This window comes from Kocuria rosea subsp. polaris (assembly GCF_001483755.1).
GTDB classification, from domain to species: Bacteria; Actinomycetota; Actinomycetes; order Actinomycetales; family Micrococcaceae; genus Kocuria; species Kocuria cellulosilytica.
In genome coordinates this window covers 22707-42520 of sequence record NZ_LQBK01000017.1, presented here as the reverse complement: position 1 = coordinate 42520, position 19814 = coordinate 22707, and the positions used below count along the sequence as shown (strand labels likewise).

Here is a 19814-nt window from a genome sequence, read left to right as displayed (position 1 = left end):
CGCCGCACCCGCCGGACGGGTGTGACGAGCGCCACGGACGCCGTGGCCCGCGCGAGGCGGGCCACGGCGCCGCCGTCCGTAGGCTGGGGCGAGGCGGACCGCGCCGCCCCGCCACGACGACAGGGGAAGCTCCCGTGACCACCGTCTCCGGCCTCGAGCTGCAGCACGTCCACCCCGGGGTCCGGCCCCAGGACGACCTGTACCGCCACGTCAACGGCGGCTGGATCGAGGCGCACGAGCTCCCGGCGGACCGCGCGTTCGACGGCGCCTCCGCGATCCTCGCCGACCTCAACACGCGGCGGGTGCACGAGATCGTGCAGCAGGCCCCGGCCGGGTCCCGGATGGCCGCGCTGTACCGCTCCTTCCTCGACGAGGACGAGATCGAGCGCCGCGGGCGGGCCGCCCTGGCCCCGGACCTCGCGGTGCTCGACGCCGCCCGGGGCAAGGAGGGGCTCGCCCGCGCCTCGGCCGCCCTGCACCGCACCGGCGTGGACGGGCCGCTGTCCTTCTTCGTGGAGAACGACTCCCGGGACTCGTCCCGCTACTCCTTCTTCCTCCGCCAGGACGGGCTGTCCCTGCCCGCGGACAGCTACTACACGGACCCGCTGCACGAACGGCTGCGCACGGCGTTCACGGCCCACGTCGCGGCGATGCTGGAGCTGGCGGACCTGCCGGCGCGCTGGGGCGTGCCCGCCGGGGACGCCGCGGCGACCGTGCTCGCCATGGAGACGCAGCTCGCCGCCGCCCACTGGGACACCGTCTCGGCGCGCGACGTCGAGGAGATGTACAACCCCGTGGACCTGCCCGGCCTGGAGGCCATGGCGCCGGGATTCCCGTGGACGGCGTGGCTCGAGGGCACCGCCCCGGAGCGCGGCGCGGGGATCTTCGACCGGGTCATCGTCCGCCAGCCCTCCTTCGCGGCGCGGCTGGGCCTGCTGTGGCAGGAGTGGTCGGAGGAGCAGATCCGGATCTGGCAGTCGTGGCGGATCGTGTCCAAGCGCGCCCCGTTCCTGCCCCGGGCCTTCGTCGAGGAGAACTTCCGCTTCTACAGCACCGCCCTGTCGGGGATCACCCGCCCCCGCGAGCGGTGGAAGCGGGCCGAGTACCTGGTCACCCGGGTCCTGGGCGACGACGTGGCGCGCGACTACGTGGCCCGCTGGTTCCCGCCGGCGCACAAGGCCCGGGTGGAGCAGCTCGTGGCGCACCTGCTCGCCGCGTACCGGGAGCGGATCTCCCGGCTGGAGTGGATGTCGGAGGCCACCCGAGCCCGCGCCCTGGAGAAGCTGTCCACGTTCACGGTCAAGGTCGGCTACCCCGGGTCCTGGCGGGACTACTCCTCCCTGCAGCTGGATCCGGCGGACCTGCTCGGCAACGTCCGGGCGGGGCTGGCGCTGGAGCACGACCGCACGGTCGGGAGGATGGGCACCCTCGTGGACCGGGGCGAGTGGTTCCTCTACCCCCACTGGGTCAACGCCTACTTCCACCCCGTGCTCAACGAGGTGGTCTTCCCGGCGGGGATCCTGCAGCCGCCGTTCTTCGACATCGAGGCCGACGATGCCGTGAACTACGGGGCGATCGGCTCCGTGATCGGTCACGAGATCGGCCACGGGTTCGACGACCAGGGCGCCAAGTACGATTCCCGGGGCCACCTGGAGAACTGGTGGACCGACGAGGACCGCGCGGAGTTCGCCCGGCGCACCGCCGCGCTCGTGGCCCAGTACGACGGCTGCACGCCGCGCGGGCTGGACCCGGAGCGGCACCACGTCAGCGGGGCCTTCACGGTGGGCGAGAACATCGGGGACCTCGGCGGGCTGGAGATCGCGCTGGTGGCCTACCGGATGTCCCTGGCCGAGCGGGGCCTGGACCAGGACAGCGCGCCGGTGCTCGACGGGCTGACCGGCGCGGAGCGCTTCTTCTACGCCTACGCGGCGCTGTGGCGCTCGACCGCCCGGGAGCAGGAGCTGGTCAACCGGCTGGCCACCGATCCGCACGCCCCGGACGAGTTCCGCTGCAACCGGGTGGTGCAGAACATGTTCGCGTTCCACGACACCTTCGGCACCCGGCCCGGGGACGGCCTGTGGCTGTCCCCGGAGGACCGCGTGAACATCTGGTGACCCTCCCCCTCCCCCTTGCGCGAGATGGCAGCTGACGGCGAGCGGAGCGGCCGCGGTCGCCGTCAGCTCCCATCTCGCGAGGCGGGGAGTCAGTCCAGGACGGGCAGCTCGGTGGTCTCGAAGCGCTCCCGGAAGAACGCAGGATTGCGCCGGTACTGCACGAGCATCATCGCGACGCCGAGCAGCAGGATGCCCACGCCCAGGAGGAACACGAGGCCCACGCCGCCGATCTGCGAGCCGGAGCCGTACTCGGGGTCCATCGAGTCGTAGGCCGTCTGCCCGAAGAACACCAGCAGCAGGATCCCGCCGAGCAGCGGCGCGAGGAGCTTGGTGAACACGTTCTTCGCGCCCCGGAAGGCCTCGCGCCGGAAGTACCAGACGCAGGCCAGGGCGGTGACCCCGTAGTAGAAGCAGACCATCATGCCGAGGGTGGTGATGGTGTCCCAGAGGACGTTCTCCGAGACCACGCGCATCACGGCGTAGAAGCCCGCGGAGATCACGGCCGCCGCGACCGTCGCGTAGCCCGGGGTCTGGTACCGCGGGGTGACCCGCGCGAACTCCGGCGGCAGCGCACCGTAGTAGCCCATGGCCAGCATCGTGCGGGCCGGGGAGACGAACGTGGACTGCAGGGAGGCCGCCGAGGAGGACAGCACCGCGAGGGACATCAGGATCGCGAAGGGACCCATCACGGGGCCCGCGAGCGCCGCGAAGATGTTCTCCTGGATCTCCTCGTTGCCCATGCCCAGCCCCTGGTCGGAGACCCCGGAGAACGTGAGCACCGCGAGGGCGATGGTCAGGTAGAGGGCGACGATCACGAAGATGGTGGTCACGGCGGCCTTGCCCGGGGTGGTGGCGGCCCCCTTGGTCTCCTCGTTGATGGTGAGCACCACGTCCCAGCCCCAGTAGACGAACACGGACAGGGACACGCCCGCCGCGAACGCGGAGAAGGACTCGACGCCGAACGGATTGAACCACTCGGCGCGCACGGTCAGCCCCTCGTAGGCGGTGCCGGCGGCCACGTGGCCGAAGGCGGCGAACGAGAACCACAGGAGCACGACCGCCTGGAACGCCACGAGCACGTACTGGAACGCCTTGGTGGTCTCCATCCCGCGGTAGGAGATCCAGGCGGCCAGGGCCACGAACACGAGGCACGTGGCCACGTTGACGGGCACGTTGCGCGTGAGCTCCGCGATGGCGGCGTTGCCGGTGAGCTGGGCGAGGGCCAGGTAGAGGAAGTCCACGGCCACGCCCGCGAGATTGGAGAGCACCAGGATGGTGGCGGCCAGCAGGCCCCAGCCGCCCATCCAGCCCAGCCACGGCCCGAAGGCCTTGGAGCCCCACGTGAAGGTGGTGCCCGAGTCCGGCATGGCCCGGTTGAGCTGCTGGTAGCCGAGTGCCACGAGCAGCATGGGGAGGAAGCCCACGAGGAAGATGGCCGGCAGGGAGGTGCCGACCTCCGCGGCGGTGGGCCCCAGGGCCGCGGAGAGGGTGTAGGCCGGGGCGATGCAGGAGACGCCGATGACCACGGAGCCGAGCAGCCCCACGGCGCCCTTGCTGAGTCCCTTGTCGGTGCCGGTGCGCGCCGGCGCCTCGATGTCGGATGTGCTCATGACGCGTCCTCCTCGGTGCGGTCCGGGCGCGGCACGACGACCATCGGCACCGGGATGTGCTTGAGCAGCCGTGCTGCGGTGGTGCCCAGGAAGGTCTGCCGCCCCTGGGCCAGGCGGGACGAGCCGATGAGCAGGAGGCCGCCGGGAGACCAGTCGACGTCCTGCGCGGCCTTCTTGAGGGTGCGCCCGGTGGCGACCCGCACGCTCACGGGCCGGGTGCGGCGGACCTCGTCCGCCGCGGCCTCGAGGTGCTCCTCGACCCGCCGGCGGACCTGCTCGGCCGCGCCCGGGTCCGCGGCCTCGCCCTCGAGGAAGGAGATCAGCTCGAGCTCGATCCCCGAGTGCTCGACCGCCCGGACGGCCTCCCGGATGACCTGGTGCGCGCCGGGGCGGGTGCCCACGGCGGCGGAGAGCCGGGTGAGCGGGACGTCCCCGGCATACCGGCGCGGGGCGAGGGCCACGGGCACGGGCGAGCTGTGCAGCAGGGCGCTGACCACGGGCCCGGCCGAGAAGCGTCCCGCCCCGGTGCCGGCGCCCACCACGATCAGCTGCGCGCCGAGCTCCTCGGCGGCCCGGAGGAGGCCCGCGGCGGCGGAGCCGTCCTCCCGCAGGTGCGTGCGGACCGTGACGCCCTCCGGCACGAGCTGCGCGGCCTCCTCGAGCCACGTGCGGGCCTGGTGCCGCACGACCGGGGCGATGTCCCCGACCGGCGGGTAGACCTGCTGGTAGGGGCTGTCCGCGCGCAGCACGAGCACGATCTCCAGCTCGGCCCCGAAGGCCCGGGCCATCGCCCCGGCGAGCCGGACGGCGTCCTTGCTGGGCCGGTCCCCGTTGTAGCCGACCACGCAGCGTCCCGGACGGTCGCCGGTCACCGCCCGGCTCCGTGCATCGCGGCGACGGGCGCGGCGCCGGCGCCGAGGATCTCGGCGGCGGCGAGCCGGCCCTGGCGCAGGGCGCCGTCGACGTGCTGGTAGCCCTCGGCGGCGAGGTCGGAGCAGGCCCAGCGGATCGGCCCCACGGGGGTGCGCTGGTGGGCGCCGTAGCGGTGCAGCCCGCCGAGGTCGTAGCTGGCGGCGTAGGCGCCGCGGGTCCACTCCTCGGAGCCGAAGTCCGACTCGTAGTAGACCACCGGGTGCAGGGCCTCCTCCCCGAGGTAGCGGGCGAGGGACTCGAGGACCAGCCGCCGGCGCTCCTCGGCGGGCAGGCGGAAGACCTCGTCGGCCTTCTCGTCCGAGACGAAGCCGACCAGGGTGCCGCGGGGGTCCCCGTGATTGGTGTTGTCGTAGACCTCCTGGGACAGCTCGTGGGCGCCGAAGCCGGTGCCGGAGAGGCCCTTGTCCCGCCAGAAGGGCGTCTCGTAGACGGCGTGCACCTTGATCACCAGGCCCAGGGACTGGTGCTGGTGCATCTGGTGCTGCAGCCGCGGCAGGGGCGGCTCGAAGGAGATCCGCGAGTAGAGGTTCGGGGGCACGGCCACGACCACGTCGCGGGCGACCACGGTGAGCCGGTCGGACCAGACGGTGACGGGGGTGCCGGGCACGTGCTCGGCGTAGGTCCCGTCGTTCCCGGCCCAGCGGATCGTGCGCACCGGGGTGTCGAGGAACACGACGTCGGGCCCGAGCCCGGCGGCCATCGCCTCGGAGACGGACTGCATGCCCCCGACCACGCGCCGGTCGAGGATGAAGTCCTCGTCCACGAGGTTCGAGAAGGATCCGGCGGAGGCGGCCATGAGCACGGCCTGCAGCGTGGAGAAGGCGTGCGCCGGCTTGGTGAGCATCCCGCCGGCCACGAAGATCCCGATGTTGTTGCAGGCGGCCTCGTCGTCGGAGTGCTGCCGCAGCCAGTGGTGGAAGGAGACGGTGTCCAGCTCCCGGGCCGCCGGGTGCGCCCACGGCTCGGCGGCGCCGATCTGCTCGACCAGCCCGTCCAGGAGCGCGACGAGCTTCGCCATCTCGGCGGTCGTGGACTCCCCCGCCGGGAACATCGAGCCGGTGTAGGTGTGGCGGGTGCCGTCCGGGGCCAGGTAGACGGACTCGCCCTCGCGGTAGCGCTGGTAGGTCTGCAGGCCGAGCTCGTCCACCAGCGCCAGCAGCTCGGTCTGGTCCGGGGAGATCCACTGCCCGCCGACCTCCAGGAACGCCCCGTCCACGGTCTTCGACCAGGTCCGGCCGCCCACGCGGTCGCGAGCCTCGAGGACGGCCACGGATCTCCCGGCGGCGGCCAGGCGGCGGGCCGCCATCAGTCCGGCGGGGCCGGCGCCGACGACGACGACGTCGCGCTCGATCGCCGTCCGGCTGCCCAGGGTGCGTTGATCGGTCACTGTGCTCTCCTTCACGCTAAAATGAACTCGTTTCATTAAGCGGGTGCGCACAGCGGTCCGTCAAGACCTGCGGCGAGAAATCCGCCCGGCGGCGGGAACGCCTACTTCTTGGTCCGGCGGCTCCCGGCGTGCCAGTCCTCCTCGATCCCGGGTGCGTCCGGCGCGGCGCCGAGGCCCCGCAGCCGCGGCTGCTCCCGGAGGCTGCGCTTGAGCTCGGTGAAGCCGGGGAACCGGGCGAGGGCCACCACGTGGTCCCACAGCTCCACCGCGTCCTCCTCGGCGGGCAGGCGGCTGATGACGGGGCCGAAGAAGGCCACGCCCTCCGGCGGCTCGAAGTGGATGATGGGGGTCCCGACGTCCCGGCCGGTGAGCGCCAGGGCCTCCTCGGTCTCCGCCCGGACCACCGCGTCCCACGACCGGTCCTCGAGGGCGTCGGCGAGCTCCACCGGGAGCCCCGTGGCGGTCAGCACCGGCTCGAGGAAGGCACGGGTGCCGCGGTGGCCGTGCCCCGCCCCCTCGGTGCCGGGCACGGGATCGGCGTCGAAGATCCGGGCCCCGAGACCCTCGTACAGCCGCCCGACCGCTGCGCGCCCGTGCTCCGCACGGGTCCGCGCGGCCACGCGCAGCAGGCGCAGCCCTGCCGTGTGGGACTCCTCGTACTCCGGCGGGAACCACGCGTCGTAGTCCACGTGCTCGTTGAGCAGGCGCAGGGAGATGAACCGCCAGTCCACCCGGTACTCCCGGCGGGCCGTCACCGTGCGGACCCACGAGCTGGTCAGCCACGCGAAGGGGCACGTCGGATCGAAGTAGAAGTGGATGTCGGCGCTGCTCACCGGGCAGATGCTAGGAGCCGGCGGGGCGGCGGTCAAGGACACGGGCGTCGGGCCGCCGCCCTAGACTCGGAGGTGACCGCCCGACCCGCGGCCCGGATCCCTCGCCCCGGGGCCCGCAGCACCGACCACAGGAGGATCTGCCCATGGCTGCTGCCGGCACCACTCCGCGCCGCCGCGGGCGCCCGAGCAAGCCCGTGCTCTCCGAGGAGCGGATCACCAAGGCCGCGATCAAGATCGTGGCCACCCGGGGCTACCAGCACCTGACGATGACGGAGCTGGCGCAGGAGCTGAAGGTCTCCACCTCGGCCCTGTACAACCACACGCCGTCGAAGCGGGACGTGCTGATCCGGGTGCAGGACCGGATCAACCAGGGGATCGACCGCTCCGCGTTCGGGGCCGTCCCGTGGGACGAGGCCCTCGAGCGCTGGGCGCGGTCGTACCGGGACTGCTACGCCCAGCACACGGCCATGATCCCGATCATGGCCGTGCTGCCGGTCGCGAACTCCCCGCACACCCTGCAGATGTACGAGACCGTGGCCCGCGGCCTCGCGGACGCGGGCTGGGAGGGGGCCGGCATCGCGGACGTCATCGTCTCGATCGAGTCCCTGGTCTTCGGCGCCGCCTACGACGCCACGGCGCCCGCCGACATCTTCGACCCCGGGGAGCGCTCGGACCTGGCCCCCGTGTTCGCCGACGCCGTGCGGGCACGGCCGGCCGACGCCGCCGCGGCGGCGGACGAGGCCTTCGACGTCGCCCTCACCGCCATGCTGGACGGCTTCCGGATGCGCCTGGCGGCCGTGCGGGACGGGGCCCCCGCACCGGGCTGAGCGACCGGCGGGGAGCCGCCGGCAGGGACCGGGGAGCAGCCCGCGGGGACCCGGCCGCCGGCGGCGCCGGCCCGGCTCAGGCGTCCAGGGCGTGCATGACGTGCTTGACCTGGGTGTACTCCTCGACCGAGTAGAGCGAGAGGTCCTTGCCGTAGCCGGAGTTCTTGAACCCGCCGTGCGGCATCTCGGAGATCAGCATGACGTGGGTGTTGACCCACACGCACCCGAACTCGAGCTCGCGGGAGACGCGCATGGCCGTGCCGTGGTCGGTGGTCCACACGCTCGAGGCCAGGGCGTAGTCGACGTCGTTGGCGAGCTCGAGCGCCTCCTCCTCCGTGGCGAAGGGCTGCACGGTGAGCACGGGCCCGAAGGTCTCCTCCTGGACGAGGGCGTCGTCCTGGTGCACCCCGGACACCACGGTGGGCTCGAAGAAATAGCCGGGGGCGCCCTCGACCGGCTTTCCGCCGGTGACCACGGTCGCGTGCTCGGGGAGGTCGGCGAGCTTGCGGCAGACGTCCTCGAAGTGGCGGGCGTTGTTGAGGGGGCCGTAGAAGTTCTTCGACTCGTCCGGGTCCCCCGTCACGGTGTCCCGGGCGGCCGCGGCGAGCAGGCGCACGAACTCGTCGTGGGCGCTGTCCTGAACGAGGATGCGGGTCACCGCGGTGCAGTCCTGGCCGGCGTTGAAGGTGCCGAACTCCACGAGCGCCTTGGCCGCGGCGGGCAGGTCGGCGTCCGCGAACACGACCGCGGGCGCCTTGCCGCCCAGCTCGAGGTGACCGCGCGCGAGGTTCTGCGCGGCGGCCAGGGCCACGGCGCGACCGGCGCGCACGGAGCCGGTGATGGAGACCATGGAGGGCGTGCGGTGGGCGGTCATGAGCGCCCCCGTGGAGCCGTCCCCCAGGAGGATGTTCACCACGCCGGCGGGGAAGATCCCGTCGATGAGCCGGGCCAGGACCAGGGTGGACTCCGGGGTGGTGTCCGAGGGCTTGAGGACCACGGTGTTGCCGGCGGCCAGCGCGGGGCCGAGCTTCCAGATCGCCATGAGCAGCGGGTAGTTCCAGGGGGTCACCTGCGCCACGACGCCGACCGGCTCGCGCCGCACGTAGGAGGTGTGCCCGCTCAGGTATTCCGCCGCGGCCTTGCCCTCGAGGGTGCGGGCCGCGCCGGCGAAGAAGCGCAGGTTGTCGGCGCCGGCGCCGACCTCCTCGTCCGCGATCATCTGGCGGGGCTGGCCGGTGTTGCGGTGCTGGGCGTCGACGAGCTCGGAGCTGTGGGCCTCGAGCGCGTCCGCGAGCCGGAGCAGCAGGAGCTGGCGCTCGCTCGGGGTGGTCCGCTTCCAGGTCCGGAACGCCCTCCGGGCGGCGGCGAAGGCCGCGTCCACGTCCGTGGCGTCCGAGACCGGGGAGACGGCGACGGTCGAGCCGGTGGTGGGGTCGACGACGTCGATCCGGCCGGTGCCGTGGGCGTCGACGAAGGCGCCGTCGACGTAGTTCTGCAGGACGTCGCTCATGGTGGTTCCTCTCTGCGGGCGAGTGCGCGGTGCCTGCCACTCTAAATGACGATGGTTCATTTTAGAAGGGTCCGACGTGACCGGCAGCACCATGGTGGCAGGTGGGGCGCGACGGGCGCGACCGACAGCGGCGGACCCCCGCGGCCGAGGGTGCTCGGTCGCGGGGGTCCGCCGCTGCCAGGGATCTCGCGGGAGATCAGGCCTTCTGCACGGTGATCGACCACTCGGCCGCACCGCGCTTGCTGAACTCCGTGACCGGGTAGCCGTTCTCCGCCGCCCAGCGGGGAATGGCCTCGGTGCCCTGCGTGCAGTCGAAGTTGATGACGAGCTCGTCGCCGGCGGGCATCCCGGCCATCGCGGCCTTCGCCTCGACCACGGGGAACGGGCAGACGAGGCCGTCGGTCTCGAGAATGTGCTGGGCCATCAGGGGTGCCTCCTGGGACTGGGGGTCGGTGCGGATCAGACGCCGGCCGGGACGCGGCCCGGGGCGGCGGACTTCTTGCGGGGGGCGATGAAGATCTTGGCGGCCGCCCCGGTGCCGAGGATCATGACGGCGAAGCTCACCCAGCCCTGCCACTCGAAGGCGGCGGTGGCGACCAGGGCGTTGCCGATGGTGCACCCGCCGGCCCACGCCGCGCCGACGCCCATGAGGGCGCCGCCGCCGATGGAGCGCACGATCGTCGGCGCGTCGGGGACGCGGAGCTTGAACTCGCCCGAGCCCTTGGCCGCGATGAACGAGCCGATCAGGATGCCGAGGACCAGGAACACGCCCCAGTCGACGAGCTCGACGTCGCCCGTGGTGAGGTAGCTCGCGATGTTGGCGGACGGGGTGGTGATGCCGAGGCCGGACTCGCGGCCGGTGGCCCAGCTGGCGGGCCAGGCGATGATCGCGATGACGCCGATGACCAGCGCGGTGGCGAACGGGTTCCACGCCTTCTCGAACAGCAGGTGGTTCAGGCCGGTCTTCTCCGGCGGGAGGGTCGCGAACCTGGCCCGCGGCTTGGTGAGGTGGTGGCGGGCCCACACGGCGGCGATGCCGACGAGGGCCAGCACGAGCACCCACGGGGAGATCCCGAGGGTCTCGTGGATCGAGCCCTGGGTCCCGACCGTGACACCGCGCACGGCCTCGGTGGTCCCGGCCAGCGGGCCGTACTTGGAGACGGCCGCGAACAGGGCGTAGAAGATGAGCGCGAACCAGGAGCCGACGAGGCCCTCGGACGTGCGGTAGTAGGTGCCGGTGGCGCAGCCGCCGGCGAGCACGATGCCGAAGCCGAAGACGAAGCCGCCGACGACCGTGGCCAGCCACGGGAAGGCGGAGGCCTCGAGGGTGATGACGCCGAGGGCGTTCAGCACCCAGATGCCGACCGCCTGGACGGCGATGGCCACGAAGAAGGCGGACAGCCACCACGTGTTCCTGGCGATCCAGACGTCGCGGAACGCGCCGGTGACGCAGAAGCGGCCGCGCTGGAGGACGAATCCGAGGGCGGCACCGATGAGAAGACCTGAGATGAGCACCCGAGCACGCTATCCGCCCCGGCGCGGGCGCTCCAGCACACCGTCACCCGCCGTAGCATTGTGGTGCAGAGCACATCCCCGCCGGGTCCCGCACCGGGTTCCCGGACGGACCTTCGGAGGGCGAGCAGATGAGACGACCCCGGCCCGACGCTCCCGGCCCCGGCCAGGAGTCCGTGTGGGACTACCCGAGACCGCCCCGGACGGAGCGCAGCGCGGAGCACGTGGAGGTGTGGCTGGGCGGCGAGCGCGTCGCCTCGACCACGGCCGCGCTGCGGGTGCTCGAGACCAGCCACCCGCCCACCTACTACCTGCCCCGCGAGGCCTTCGCCGAGGGCAGCCTGCGTCCGTGCGAGGGGAGCTCGTGGTGCGAGTGGAAGGGCGCGGCGGCGTACTTCGACGTGCGGGGCGGGGACCGCACGGCACCCCGGGCGGCCTGGACCTATCCCTCCCCCGCTCCGGGCTTCGAGGCCCTGCGCGGGCACGTGGCCCTGATGCCCGGGCTCATGGACCGGTGCCTCGTGGCCGGGGAGCAGGTGCGCCCGCAGGAGGGCGGGTTCTACGGGGGCTGGATCACCTCGCGGGTGGCCGGCCCGTTCAAGGGCGCTCCCGGCAGCCGGGCCTGGTGAGCCCGCGATGCCCCGCGCCCCGTGGCCCGCGCTCCTGCTGACCGCCCTGCTCCTGACCACCGCGTGCGCGCAGTGGGATCCCGCCGGGGCCGCCGCCACGACCCCGGCGACGGCGGCCGCGGGCGCGCGATCGGCCCCGGCGGCCCCCGCGGCGCGTCAGGTGATCGAGGTGGCCCACACCGGGGGCTTCACCACCCCGGAGCTGCTGGCCGCCCGGCTGCCGCTGGTCAGCGTCCACGCCGACGGCCGGGTCATCACGCCGGGCCCGCAGATCCAGGTCTTCCCGCCGCCGGCCCTTCCCGCCCTGCAGGTCCAGCACGTCGACGAGGACGCGGTGGCGGTGCTGGTCGAGCACGCGCTCCGGGCGGGGGTCGACGGGTCCGCGGACCTCGGCCGGCCACCGGTGGCCGACCTCCCCTCGACCCGCTTCACGGTGCGGACGGCGGAGCGGACCTACGTGCGGGAGGTGTACGCCCTGGGCGCCGAGACGCCGCCCGGCCCGCCGGCCGGGGACCGCCCCGGGAGCACGGACGACGCCCTGACCCCGGAGCAGCGGGCCGCGCGGGCCGGGCTGCAGGCCCTCGTCGAGGAGCTGGGCGACCCGGCCTCGGTGCTGCCGGAGGACGCCGTCGGCGCGCAGGAGGTCTGGGTCCCGGAGGCGGTCGCCGGCGTGGTCACCGAGTGGCGGGATCCGCAGGACGGCCAGGATCCCCGCCCGGTGCCGTGGCCGGGGCCCCCGTTGCCCGGGGAGCCGCTCGAGCCGCGGCTGGGGCTGAGCTGCGTGGCCGCCACGGGCGAGCAGGCCCGCGCCGTCCTGGACGCCGCCGGATCGGCCGACACGCAGACGCCCTGGCTGTCCGAGGACGGCGAGCGCTGGTCGGTGCTGCTCCGGCCGCTGCTGCCCCACGAGGAGGGCTGCGAGGATCTCGCGGGGTGGTGAGCCGGCGCCCGGCCTCAGCCGGCCGAGGAGGACGGCGTGCTCCGCCGCCCCGGCCGGCCGCCGGCCGGCTCCTGATCCGGCTCCGCCCAGGGACGCAGCCGCACGAGGGCCAGGGCCGCGAGGGCCACGACCACCGCCACCCCCACGTAGAGCTGCACGGGGGTCCAGCCGGTGTCCAGCAGCGCGCCGACCGCGATGGGGGCCAGGATCGCGCCGGCCCGCCCGACCCCGATGCCCCAGCCCACCCCGGTGGTCCGGATCCCGGGCTCGTAGGTCATGGGGGCCACGGTGTAGAGCCCGGCGATGCAGCCGTTGATGAGCATGCCGACCACCACGCCGGAGGAGAACGCCAGCAGCGGCACCGACGTGGTGGTGATGAACAGGACGAGGGTCACCGCGGAGAGCACGGTGAAGGCCATCAGCGTCAGCCGCTCGTCCCACCGGGTGGTCAGCGCCCCGTAGAGCAGGGACCCGAAGGTGCCGCCCATCGTGAGCATGAGCCCGCCGACGATGCCCTGCTGCTCGGTCATCCCGGTCTCCACGAGGAGCCGGGGCGTCCAGGAGTTGGCGAAGTAGAAGCCGAACATGATGACGAAGAAGGCGGCCCACAGCAGGAGGGTCGCGGTGCGGTAGCGGCCGCTGAGCAGCATGCCGACGCTGCTGTGCCGCCCGTCGGCACCGGCCGGGGCCGGGCCCAGCTCGACCTCGCCGTCGAGGCGGATGCGCCGGGCGATGCGGTCCAGCTTCTGCAGGGCGCCCGCCGGCCGCCGGGTGCGGAGGTAGTCGACGGACTCGGGCAGCACGGCCAGCACCAGCGCGATCGCCACGAGGGTGAGCAGGCCGCCGGTGAGGAACACGGAGCGCCAGCCGAAGGCGGGGATCAGCTGGGTCGCGCCCATGCCGCCGAGGGTGGCGCCCACGCCGTAGCCCGCGGTGAAGATGCTGACCGCCATGCCGCGGCGGCGGGCGCTGGCGTACTCGCTGGTGATGACCGTCGCGGAGGCGAGGATGCCGCCCACGCCCAGGCCCGTGACGACCCGCCACAGCCCGAGCTCGAGCACGGTCCCGGCCGTGGTGGACAGGAACAGGCCCAGGGCGTTGACGGCGAGGGCCACGACGAGGATCTTCCGCCGGCCGTACCGGTCCGCGAAGGGCCCGAGCACGAGGGAGCCGGCGGCCATGCCGATGAGCCCGGCGCTGAGCAGCCAGCCCAGCTGGGAGCCGGAGAGCCCGAACTCCTCGGTCACGGACGTGGCCGTGAAGGCCATGGCGAGGACGTCGTAGCCGTCGAGGGCGTTGAGGAACGTGGTCACCGCGATGATGAGCCACTGGTACGACGACATCCTGGATGCGTCGATCTGGTGTCGGATGTCCATGGGGAGCCTCTCAGGGGACGTCGATGGTGAGGACGGCGGCCGGGCGCTCGCCGGGACCGGTCTGCGGCGCGGCGGAGACCACCCGCGAGACGCAGCAGCACAGGGACGCGCCGGTCTCCTTCTGGCGGTCGGAGTAGAACACGTCGCGGTGGTCGATCCGCCCGGCCAGGCCGAGGACCTTGACCTGGCACAGCCCGCACTCGCCCTTGCGGCAGTCGGACATCATGTCGAGGCCCTCCCGCTCGAGGGCCTCGAGCAGGGACTCGTCGGAGCCGACGACGGTCTCGGCGCCCAGCCGCGGGACGCGCACCACGAACGGCTCGGCCTCGAACCAGCCGCTGTTGCCGAAGGTCTCGTAGCGCAGGCCGGTCCGGTCGAGCCCGCGCTCGGCCCAGGACCGGCGCACCGCGTCCATGAGCCGGATCGGGCCGCACATGTAGAGCTCGGCGCTCTCGGGCACGCCGGCCACGAGGGCCGGGACGTCGAGCGAGCCGCCCTCGTCGTCGACGTGGGCCTCGAGCCGGTCCCCGTGCAGGGCGGTCAGCTCGTCGAGGTAGGCCATCGCGGCCCGGGAGCGGGCGACGTAGACGAGGCGGTAGTCCGCCCCGAGCCGGCGCAGCAGCGCGGCCATCCCGGCGACGGCCGTGATGCCGATGCCCCCGGCCAGCAGGACGTAGGAGGGGGCCCCGACGCGCAGCGGGAAGTTCTGCAGCGGCTGGGTGATCTCCAGGACCTGCCCGGGCCGGAGCTCGTGCATGAAGATCGAGCCGCCGCGGGAGGCGGGGGTGCGGAACACGCTGAGGGCCAGCTGCGCGCCGTCCTCGTCGGCGTCGACCACGGAGTAGGAGCGCACCTGCTGCTCGCCGTGGACGAGGACGCGGACGTCCACGTGCTCGCCGGGCCGCACCGGCCGGGGCTGCTCGGGGGCCAGGACGACGCGCCGGATGCCGGCGGCGACGTCCTCGACGGCGACCACGACCGCGTTCTGCCAGACCTCGTGCTGGGAATCTGCCACGGTCGCCTCCTCAGGCCCCGGCGGGAGCGGCCGGGGCGGCGGCGGGGCGGCCCTCAGTCTCGAGCGCGCGCTCGAGGAGCCGGCGCACCCACATCCCGCCCATGTCGATGTTGAGGTTGTAGAACTCGTGCTCGGGGTTGGCGTCGATGGCCGCCTGCTGGGCCTGGAGCATGGCCTCGTCCTCGCCGAACACCCCGTGCACCCCGTTGCGCAGCTCGGTGGTGATGAGCTGGCTCTCCAACCGGTAGTTGCGCATGAACGCCCAGAAGTAGTGGCAGGACCGGTCCGTCTCCGGGGTGATCGTGTTCATCACGTAGCCGTTGACCCCGCGGGAGCGGTCCCCCTCCGGGGCCCCGGTGCCGGCCTCGGCCACCCCGACGTCGATGCAGATGGTGGAGGGGAAGGTGTAGTGGATGATCTGCCAGCGGTCCACCTTGCCCTCGAAGCCCGGGAACCTGTCCCGCATGTTCTTGAGCCAGAAGGGCGGGGCGTCGATGTTGCGCATCCAGCGGGTCACGGTCACGGAGTTCTCGTCGTGGGTGGTCTCGAACTCGGACTCGGAGAGCTCCTCCTGGCCGATGCTGGAGGAGTGCACGAACTCCTCGTGGGTGAGGTCCATGAGGTTGTCCAGGACGAGCTGGTAGTTGCAGGGGGCGTGGATGGTCTCCCCGTCCCCGGCCCACTCGGGGCTGTCCAGCTGGTGCATGTCGGGCAGCAGGGCCGGGTCCGCCCGGGTGGGCTCGCCCAGCCAGACCCACACGTAGCGGTGGCGCTCCACCACGGGATAGGAGGGCACCGTGGCGGAGGGGTTCAGCGTCTCCTGGGCGGGCATCGAGGTGCACCGGCCCGCGGCGTTGTAGCGCAGCCCGTGGTACGGGCACTGGATCTCGTCGCGACCCACCAGCTTCCCCTGGGACAGCGGCGCCAGCCGGTGCCAGCAGGCATCCGCCAGGGCCACGGGGCGCCCGTCCTCGGTGCGGTACAGGGCCAGCGGACGGCCCGCGACGGTGCGGGAGAGGATGCCCCTGCCGGTGAGCTCGTGGTCCCACCCGGCCACGTACCAGGCGTCGAGCGGGTGGGACAGGAGCTTGGCGGTGGAGGTGGTCTTCGTGGCGGCGACGGTCATGGCGCGGTCCTCTGCTGGGCGGTCCGGGGAGAGCACGGCTCACTCACTACCTCCATAGATAGTGGGTGGCGCAGAACACACAATACCTATGTTGATAGTGAGTGACAAGGGTCACGGCGGGCCCGTCCCCGCTAGGCTCTGCAGGACGACGCCCTGCTTCGACGGAAAGGATCCGCCCGTGAGCCTCCGCTCGGCCCTGCTGGCACTGCTCTCCTCGGGGCCGCTGACGGGCTACGACGTGGTCAAGCAGTTCAGCTCCTCCGTGGGCCACGTGTGGCACGCCCCCGACTCGCAGATCTACCCGGAGCTGCGCAAGATGCACGCGGAGGGGCTGCTCGCGAGCCGGCCCGTCCCGTGGGGCTCGCGCGGGGCCACCAAGACGGAGTACTCCATCACGCCCGAGGGCGAGCGCGCCCTGCGGCAGTGGCAGGAGCAGCCGCTCGGCTACGTCCGGGAGCGGGACCCCGCCCACCTCCGGGCCGCGTACTTCGAGTGGGCGCCCCCCGGCGCGGCGGCCGCGCAGCTGCGCGCCCACATCGAGCACTACCGGGACCAGCGCGCGCAGGCCCTCCAGCAGATCGGGGCGCTCCGGGACCGCACGAGCCCCACCCTGGCACGCCGGCTGGCCGTGAACCCCGAGGACCAGTGGGAGCGGATCACCCGGTTCAAGATCTTCGCCTACGAGGGCCAGGTGGCCCGTGCCGACCAGGAGATCGCCTGGGCGGAGCGCGGTCTGGAGCTGCTGGCGGAACTGGGCGAGCTCGGCGCACCGGAGGAACCCGGCACCCCGTGAGCCCCGGCGGGCCTCCGGGGCCCGGCCCCGGCGGGCCGGGGTCCGGGTCGCCCCGTGACGCGCACTGGGACGCGGCCTGGGACGCGCCCTGGAACGCGGCGCGGTCCGCGTCCGGCCCCGTTCCCGCCGGGCGCGCCGGGCGGTGCGTAGGCTGGGCGGACCCCCTGCTTCCGGCCCCCAGGACAGACCATGACCCGCTCGTCGCCGCTCCGCCCGCTCGTCCCGGCCCTGTGCGCCGCCCTCCTCCTGACCGGCTGCGCCCAGGGCGCCGGCCCCGGCTCGGCGGCGGCACCGGCGGCGAGCGCGTCGCCGTCGTCGGCCACCTCGTCCCCCACGCCCACCCCCACGCCGGAGGAGCCCGCGGAGCTGATCGGCGGGGGCACCGAGGTGTTCCCCGAACGGCGGATGGTGGCCCTCTACGGCCGCCCCGGGACGCCGGCCCTGGGCGTGCTCGGCGAGCAGGGCCCCGAGGAGTCGGCGGCCCGGGCGAAGGAGCTCGCCGCCCAGTACGAGCCCTTCAGCGAGGTGCCGGTGGTCCCCGCGTTCGAGATCATCGCGACCACGGCCTCCGCGGGGCCCGGGGAGGACGGGGACTACTCCGAGGAGACCTCGGTCGAGGAGCTGCGCCCCTACGTGGAGGCCGCCGCGGAGCAGGACGTCTACGTGGTGCTGGACCTCCAGCCCGGCCGGCAGGACTTCCTGAGCCAGGCGCAGCAGTACCAGGAGCTGCTCGAGCTGCCCAACGTGGGCCTGGCCCTGGACCCGGAGTGGCGGCTGGCCCCCGGACAGGTGCACATGGTGCAGATCGGCTCGGTGGACGCGGCGGAGATCAACGCGACCACGGCGTGGCTCGCCGACCTGACCCGGGAGCACGAGCTGCCGCAGAAGGTGGTGGTCCTGCACCAGTTCGCGGAGTCCATGATCACGAACCGCCACCTCGTGGACGCCTCCCGCCCCGAGCTCGCGCTGGTCCTGCACGCCGACGGCCACGGCACCCCGGAGCTGAAGAAGGGGACGTGGGAGAGGCTCCAGCAGGGCCTGCCGGAGGGGATCCGGATGGCGTGGAAGAACTTCTACGACGAGGACACGCCCACGTTCACGCCGGAGGAGACGTCCGCGATCGAGCCGCAGCCCTGGTTCGTCTCCTACCAGTAACCCCTCGGCCGGCGGCGCCGTCCTGCCTACGATGAGGACGGGCGGCCCGGCAGTCCGCCGGACCGGCGACCGAGGAGGACCTCATGAAGGCACTCGTCTACCACGGACCGGGAAGCAAGGCGTGGGAGGACGTCCCGGACCCTGCTCTCCAGGACCCCACGGACGTCATCGCGAAGGTCGACACGACCACCATCTGCGGCACCGACCTGCACATCCTCAAGGGCGACGTCCCCGCCGTCGTCGACGGGCGGATCCTCGGCCACGAGGCGGTCGGCACCATCACCGAGGTCGGGGACGCCGTGACCGGGCTGAAGCCCGGTGACCGGATCATCATCCCGGCCGTCACCAACTGCGGGAAGTGCTCCTACTGCCGGAACAACCAGCCCTCCCACTGCCAGACCCTGGGCGGGGTCGGCTGGGTGTTCGGGCACCTCATCGACGGGACGCAGGCCGAGTACGTGCGCGTGCCGTTCGCCGAGACCTCGGTGCACAAGGTCCCCGAGGGGCTCGACGACGAGGACGTGCTGTTCCTGACCGACGCCCTGCCCACGGGCTTCGAGATCGGGATCCTCAACGGCAACACGAAGCCCGGCGACACGGTCGCGATCGTGGGCGCGGGACCGGTGGGCCTGGGCGCGGTCATGACGGCCAACCTGTGCGGCGCCGGACGGGTCATCACCGTGGACCTCGACGGGAACCGGATGGACAAGGCGCTCGAGCTCGGGGCCACGGACAAGGTCGACGCCGGGGACCCGGACGCCGTCGAGAAGATCAGGGCGCTGTCCCCGGACGGTCTCGGCGTGGACGTGGCCATCGAGGCCGTGGGCGTCCCCCAGACGTTCCAGACCTGCCTCGACGTGGTCCGGCCCTACGGCACCGTGGCCAACGCCGGCGTGCACGGCAGACCGGTGGAGCTGCCCCTGGACCGGATGTGGATCTCCAACGTCCGCATCAACATGGGCCTGGTGGACTGCCGCACCGTGGGCAGCCTGCTGAACATGGTCCGCTCCGGCCGCCTGAACGCCCGCGCCATGGCCACCCACCGGTTCACGATGTCCCGGATGGAGGAGGCCTACGAGCTGTTCGGCAACGCCGCGCGGCACCAGGCGGTGAAGGTGGTCATCACGGCCGACTGAGCAGCCCGCCCGGCGCTTGCTAGCGTGTGGCCGTGCGGACCGACAGACTCCAGAGCCCCCGGCAGCGGAAGACCATCGACCGGCTGGCCCGGTGGCTCGTCCGCGCCCACGGCACCGAACCGGGCTGGGACGCGCTCGTGCTGGACGTGCTGAGCGTGGGCCGGGACCTGCGCCTGCAGGTGCGGGAGGTCCGCGGCGACCGCACGGTCCGCCGGCCCGTGGACCCCGGCGGGCTGCGGAGCACTCCGCGGCGGCTGGCCCGGGCCCTGCAGGACGACTACGCCGACCTCGTCGACGGGTCGTGGCTGTCCGCCGCGCTGATCGTCACCGTGGCCGAGCGGCGCTGGCAGCGCCCCGGCGTGGAGCTCGTGCTCAACTACGGCGACGACCCCGTCCTCCCGGCGCACGCCCAGCACCCGGTGTCCGCGGAGGACTGGCGGCGGCACCTGGCCCGCTACCGGCGGATGGACCGCAGGATCCCGGACTGGCTGCGGGAGCGCGTGGCCGGGGCCGGGCTCGACGTCCCGGAGCGCTGAGCGCGGGCTGTTCGCCCTGGGGGGAACACCCGACCGCGGCGCCCCCTCCCTGTTCCCTCAGCATGCTGACAGGTCTACGCTGGGAGCACCTGTTCACCGACCGGAGGGAGAGCCCATGGGACTCGGAGACAAGATCAGCAACGCCGCGGAGAAGGCGGGCGGCACCGCGAAGGAAAAGGTCGGCGACGCCACCGACAACCGCGACCTCCAGGCCGAGGGCCAGGCGGACAAGCTGTCCGGCAGCGCCAAGCAGGCCGGCGAGAACGTCAAGGACGCGGGCAAGAACTTCAAGGACGGAACTCAGTAGGACGGTCCAGCCGTCGGACCACCCGGAGGGCCCCGGAGTCGCACGCGACACCGGGGCCCTCCGCCGTGCCCGGGG

19 protein-coding genes are annotated in these 19814 nt (G+C 73.2%); 9 read left to right on the top strand and 10 right to left on the bottom strand.

What is annotated here, in order from left to right:
* The first annotated feature begins 134 nt into the window (after positions 1 to 134).
* A complete protein-coding gene (locus tag AVL61_RS09515; RefSeq protein WP_058874110.1) occupies positions 135 to 2114 on the top strand; it encodes a M13 family metallopeptidase in 1980 nt (659 codons plus the stop codon).
* An 89-nt stretch (positions 2115 to 2203) separates the two neighbouring features.
* Here the strand turns inward: AVL61_RS09515 and AVL61_RS09510 are convergent, their stop codons facing one another.
* The 4 genes from AVL61_RS09510 to AVL61_RS09495 all read right to left on the bottom strand — a co-directional run bounded on the left by AVL61_RS09510 (position 2204) and on the right by AVL61_RS09495 (position 6877).
* Positions 2204 to 3724 carry an APC family permease gene (locus tag AVL61_RS09510; protein WP_058874109.1) on the bottom strand — a complete coding sequence of 507 codons (1521 nt, stop codon included), beginning with the start codon at positions 3722 to 3724 and terminating at the stop codon, positions 2204 to 2206.
* Complete coding sequence (locus AVL61_RS09505) at positions 3721 to 4596, bottom strand: universal stress protein (protein ID WP_058874108.1); 876 nt, start codon at positions 4594 to 4596, stop codon at positions 3721 to 3723. The genes AVL61_RS09510 and AVL61_RS09505 overlap by 4 nt, the downstream gene beginning before the upstream one ends.
* Complete coding sequence (locus AVL61_RS09500; RefSeq protein ID WP_157571370.1) at positions 4593 to 6044, bottom strand: flavin monoamine oxidase family protein; 1452 nt, start codon at positions 6042 to 6044, stop codon at positions 4593 to 4595. The genes AVL61_RS09505 and AVL61_RS09500 overlap by 4 nt, the downstream gene beginning before the upstream one ends.
* A 101-nt stretch (positions 6045 to 6145) precedes the next feature.
* The gene (locus AVL61_RS09495) at positions 6146 to 6877 is read right to left on the bottom strand and encodes a mycothiol-dependent nitroreductase Rv2466c family protein (protein ID WP_058874106.1); all 732 of its coding nucleotides are present in this window, start codon (positions 6875 to 6877) and stop codon (positions 6146 to 6148) included.
* A 143-nt stretch (positions 6878 to 7020) separates the two neighbouring features.
* Here AVL61_RS09495 and AVL61_RS09490 point away from each other — a divergent pair, with 143 nt between their 5' ends.
* Positions 7021 to 7704, top strand: coding sequence for a TetR/AcrR family transcriptional regulator (locus AVL61_RS09490; protein WP_058874105.1), 684 nt, complete (start codon positions 7021 to 7023; stop codon positions 7702 to 7704).
* Positions 7705 to 7780: 76 nt separating this feature from the next.
* On the opposite strand, the gene AVL61_RS09485 is transcribed toward AVL61_RS09490, so the two are convergent.
* The 3 genes from AVL61_RS09485 to AVL61_RS09475 form a co-directional block, all read right to left on the bottom strand.
* A complete protein-coding gene (locus AVL61_RS09485; RefSeq protein ID WP_058874104.1) occupies positions 7781 to 9214 on the bottom strand; it encodes an aminobutyraldehyde dehydrogenase in 1434 nt (477 codons plus the stop codon).
* 196 nt (positions 9215 to 9410) lie between these two features.
* A complete protein-coding gene (locus tag AVL61_RS09480) occupies positions 9411 to 9638 on the bottom strand; it encodes a sulfurtransferase TusA family protein (RefSeq protein WP_058874103.1) in 228 nt (75 codons plus the stop codon).
* A gap of 35 nt (positions 9639 to 9673) precedes the next feature.
* Positions 9674 to 10729 (bottom strand): YeeE/YedE family protein, encoded by a 1056-nt coding sequence (locus tag AVL61_RS09475; RefSeq protein ID WP_058874102.1) that lies wholly within the window; start codon positions 10727 to 10729, stop codon positions 9674 to 9676.
* 128 nt (positions 10730 to 10857) lie between these two features.
* Between AVL61_RS09475 and AVL61_RS09470 the strand changes: the two genes are divergently transcribed.
* Both AVL61_RS09470 and AVL61_RS09465 read left to right on the top strand, forming a co-directional pair.
* Positions 10858 to 11355, top strand: a complete 498-nt coding sequence (locus AVL61_RS09470; protein WP_058874101.1) for a DUF427 domain-containing protein — start codon at positions 10858 to 10860, stop codon at positions 11353 to 11355.
* A gap of 7 nt (positions 11356 to 11362) precedes the next feature.
* The gene (locus tag AVL61_RS09465) at positions 11363 to 12295 is read left to right on the top strand and encodes a hypothetical protein (RefSeq protein WP_058874100.1); all 933 of its coding nucleotides are present in this window, start codon (positions 11363 to 11365) and stop codon (positions 12293 to 12295) included.
* A 14-nt stretch (positions 12296 to 12309) separates the two neighbouring features.
* On the opposite strand, the gene AVL61_RS09460 is transcribed toward AVL61_RS09465, so the two are convergent.
* The 3 genes from AVL61_RS09460 to AVL61_RS09450 are packed head-to-tail and all read right to left on the bottom strand — an operon-like array spanning position 12310 to position 15812.
* Positions 12310 to 13671, bottom strand: a complete 1362-nt coding sequence (locus AVL61_RS09460; RefSeq protein WP_058874099.1) for an MFS transporter — start codon at positions 13669 to 13671, stop codon at positions 12310 to 12312.
* 10 nt (positions 13672 to 13681) lie between these two features.
* The gene (locus tag AVL61_RS09455; protein WP_058874098.1) at positions 13682 to 14686 is read right to left on the bottom strand and encodes a PDR/VanB family oxidoreductase; all 1005 of its coding nucleotides are present in this window, start codon (positions 14684 to 14686) and stop codon (positions 13682 to 13684) included.
* A 10-nt stretch (positions 14687 to 14696) separates the two neighbouring features.
* Positions 14697 to 15812 (bottom strand): aromatic ring-hydroxylating dioxygenase subunit alpha, encoded by a 1116-nt coding sequence (locus tag AVL61_RS09450; RefSeq protein ID WP_058874097.1) that lies wholly within the window; start codon positions 15810 to 15812, stop codon positions 14697 to 14699.
* Positions 15813 to 15990: 178 nt separating this feature from the next.
* On the opposite strand from AVL61_RS09450, the gene AVL61_RS09445 reads away from it, so the two are divergent.
* The 5 genes from AVL61_RS09445 to AVL61_RS09425 all read left to right on the top strand — a co-directional run bounded on the left by AVL61_RS09445 (position 15991) and on the right by AVL61_RS09425 (position 19739).
* Positions 15991 to 16605: a PadR family transcriptional regulator gene (locus AVL61_RS09445; RefSeq protein ID WP_058874096.1), complete on the top strand. Its 615-nt coding sequence runs from the start codon at positions 15991 to 15993 to the stop codon at positions 16603 to 16605.
* A gap of 189 nt (positions 16606 to 16794) precedes the next feature.
* Complete coding sequence (locus tag AVL61_RS09440) at positions 16795 to 17760, top strand: hypothetical protein (protein ID WP_058874095.1); 966 nt, start codon at positions 16795 to 16797, stop codon at positions 17758 to 17760.
* A gap of 83 nt (positions 17761 to 17843) precedes the next feature.
* The gene (locus AVL61_RS09435; RefSeq protein ID WP_058874094.1) at positions 17844 to 18896 is read left to right on the top strand and encodes an alcohol dehydrogenase catalytic domain-containing protein; all 1053 of its coding nucleotides are present in this window, start codon (positions 17844 to 17846) and stop codon (positions 18894 to 18896) included.
* A gap of 32 nt (positions 18897 to 18928) precedes the next feature.
* Positions 18929 to 19432 (top strand): hypothetical protein, encoded by a 504-nt coding sequence (locus AVL61_RS09430; RefSeq protein ID WP_157571369.1) that lies wholly within the window; start codon positions 18929 to 18931, stop codon positions 19430 to 19432.
* A 115-nt stretch (positions 19433 to 19547) separates the two neighbouring features.
* Complete coding sequence (locus AVL61_RS09425; protein WP_058874092.1) at positions 19548 to 19739, top strand: CsbD family protein; 192 nt, start codon at positions 19548 to 19550, stop codon at positions 19737 to 19739.
* Positions 19740 to 19814: the final 75 nt, after the last annotated feature.

What these genes read in the sequence shown, in the direction of transcription:
- AVL61_RS09510 (WP_058874109.1), bottom strand. Translation starts at nt 3,724, where the DNA reads ATGAGCACATCCGACATCGAGGCGCCGGCGCGCACCGGCACCGACAAG.
- AVL61_RS09490 (WP_058874105.1), top strand. Translation starts at nt 7,021, where the DNA reads ATGGCTGCTGCCGGCACCACTCCGCGCCGCCGCGGGCGCCCGAGCAAG.
- AVL61_RS09485 (WP_058874104.1), bottom strand. Translation starts at nt 9,214, where the DNA reads ATGAGCGACGTCCTGCAGAACTACGTCGACGGCGCCTTCGTCGACGCC.
- AVL61_RS09480 (WP_058874103.1), bottom strand. Translation starts at nt 9,638, where the DNA reads ATGGCCCAGCACATTCTCGAGACCGACGGCCTCGTCTGCCCGTTCCCC.
- AVL61_RS09470 (WP_058874101.1), top strand. Translation starts at nt 10,858, where the DNA reads ATGAGACGACCCCGGCCCGACGCTCCCGGCCCCGGCCAGGAGTCCGTG.
- AVL61_RS09465 (WP_058874100.1), top strand. Translation starts at nt 11,363, where the DNA reads ATGCCCCGCGCCCCGTGGCCCGCGCTCCTGCTGACCGCCCTGCTCCTG.
- AVL61_RS09460 (WP_058874099.1), bottom strand. Translation starts at nt 13,671, where the DNA reads ATGGACATCCGACACCAGATCGACGCATCCAGGATGTCGTCGTACCAG.
- AVL61_RS09450 (WP_058874097.1), bottom strand. Translation starts at nt 15,812, where the DNA reads ATGACCGTCGCCGCCACGAAGACCACCTCCACCGCCAAGCTCCTGTCC.
- AVL61_RS09440 (WP_058874095.1), top strand. Translation starts at nt 16,795, where the DNA reads ATGACCCGCTCGTCGCCGCTCCGCCCGCTCGTCCCGGCCCTGTGCGCC.
- AVL61_RS09435 (WP_058874094.1), top strand. Translation starts at nt 17,844, where the DNA reads ATGAAGGCACTCGTCTACCACGGACCGGGAAGCAAGGCGTGGGAGGAC.
- AVL61_RS09425 (WP_058874092.1), top strand. Translation starts at nt 19,548, where the DNA reads ATGGGACTCGGAGACAAGATCAGCAACGCCGCGGAGAAGGCGGGCGGC.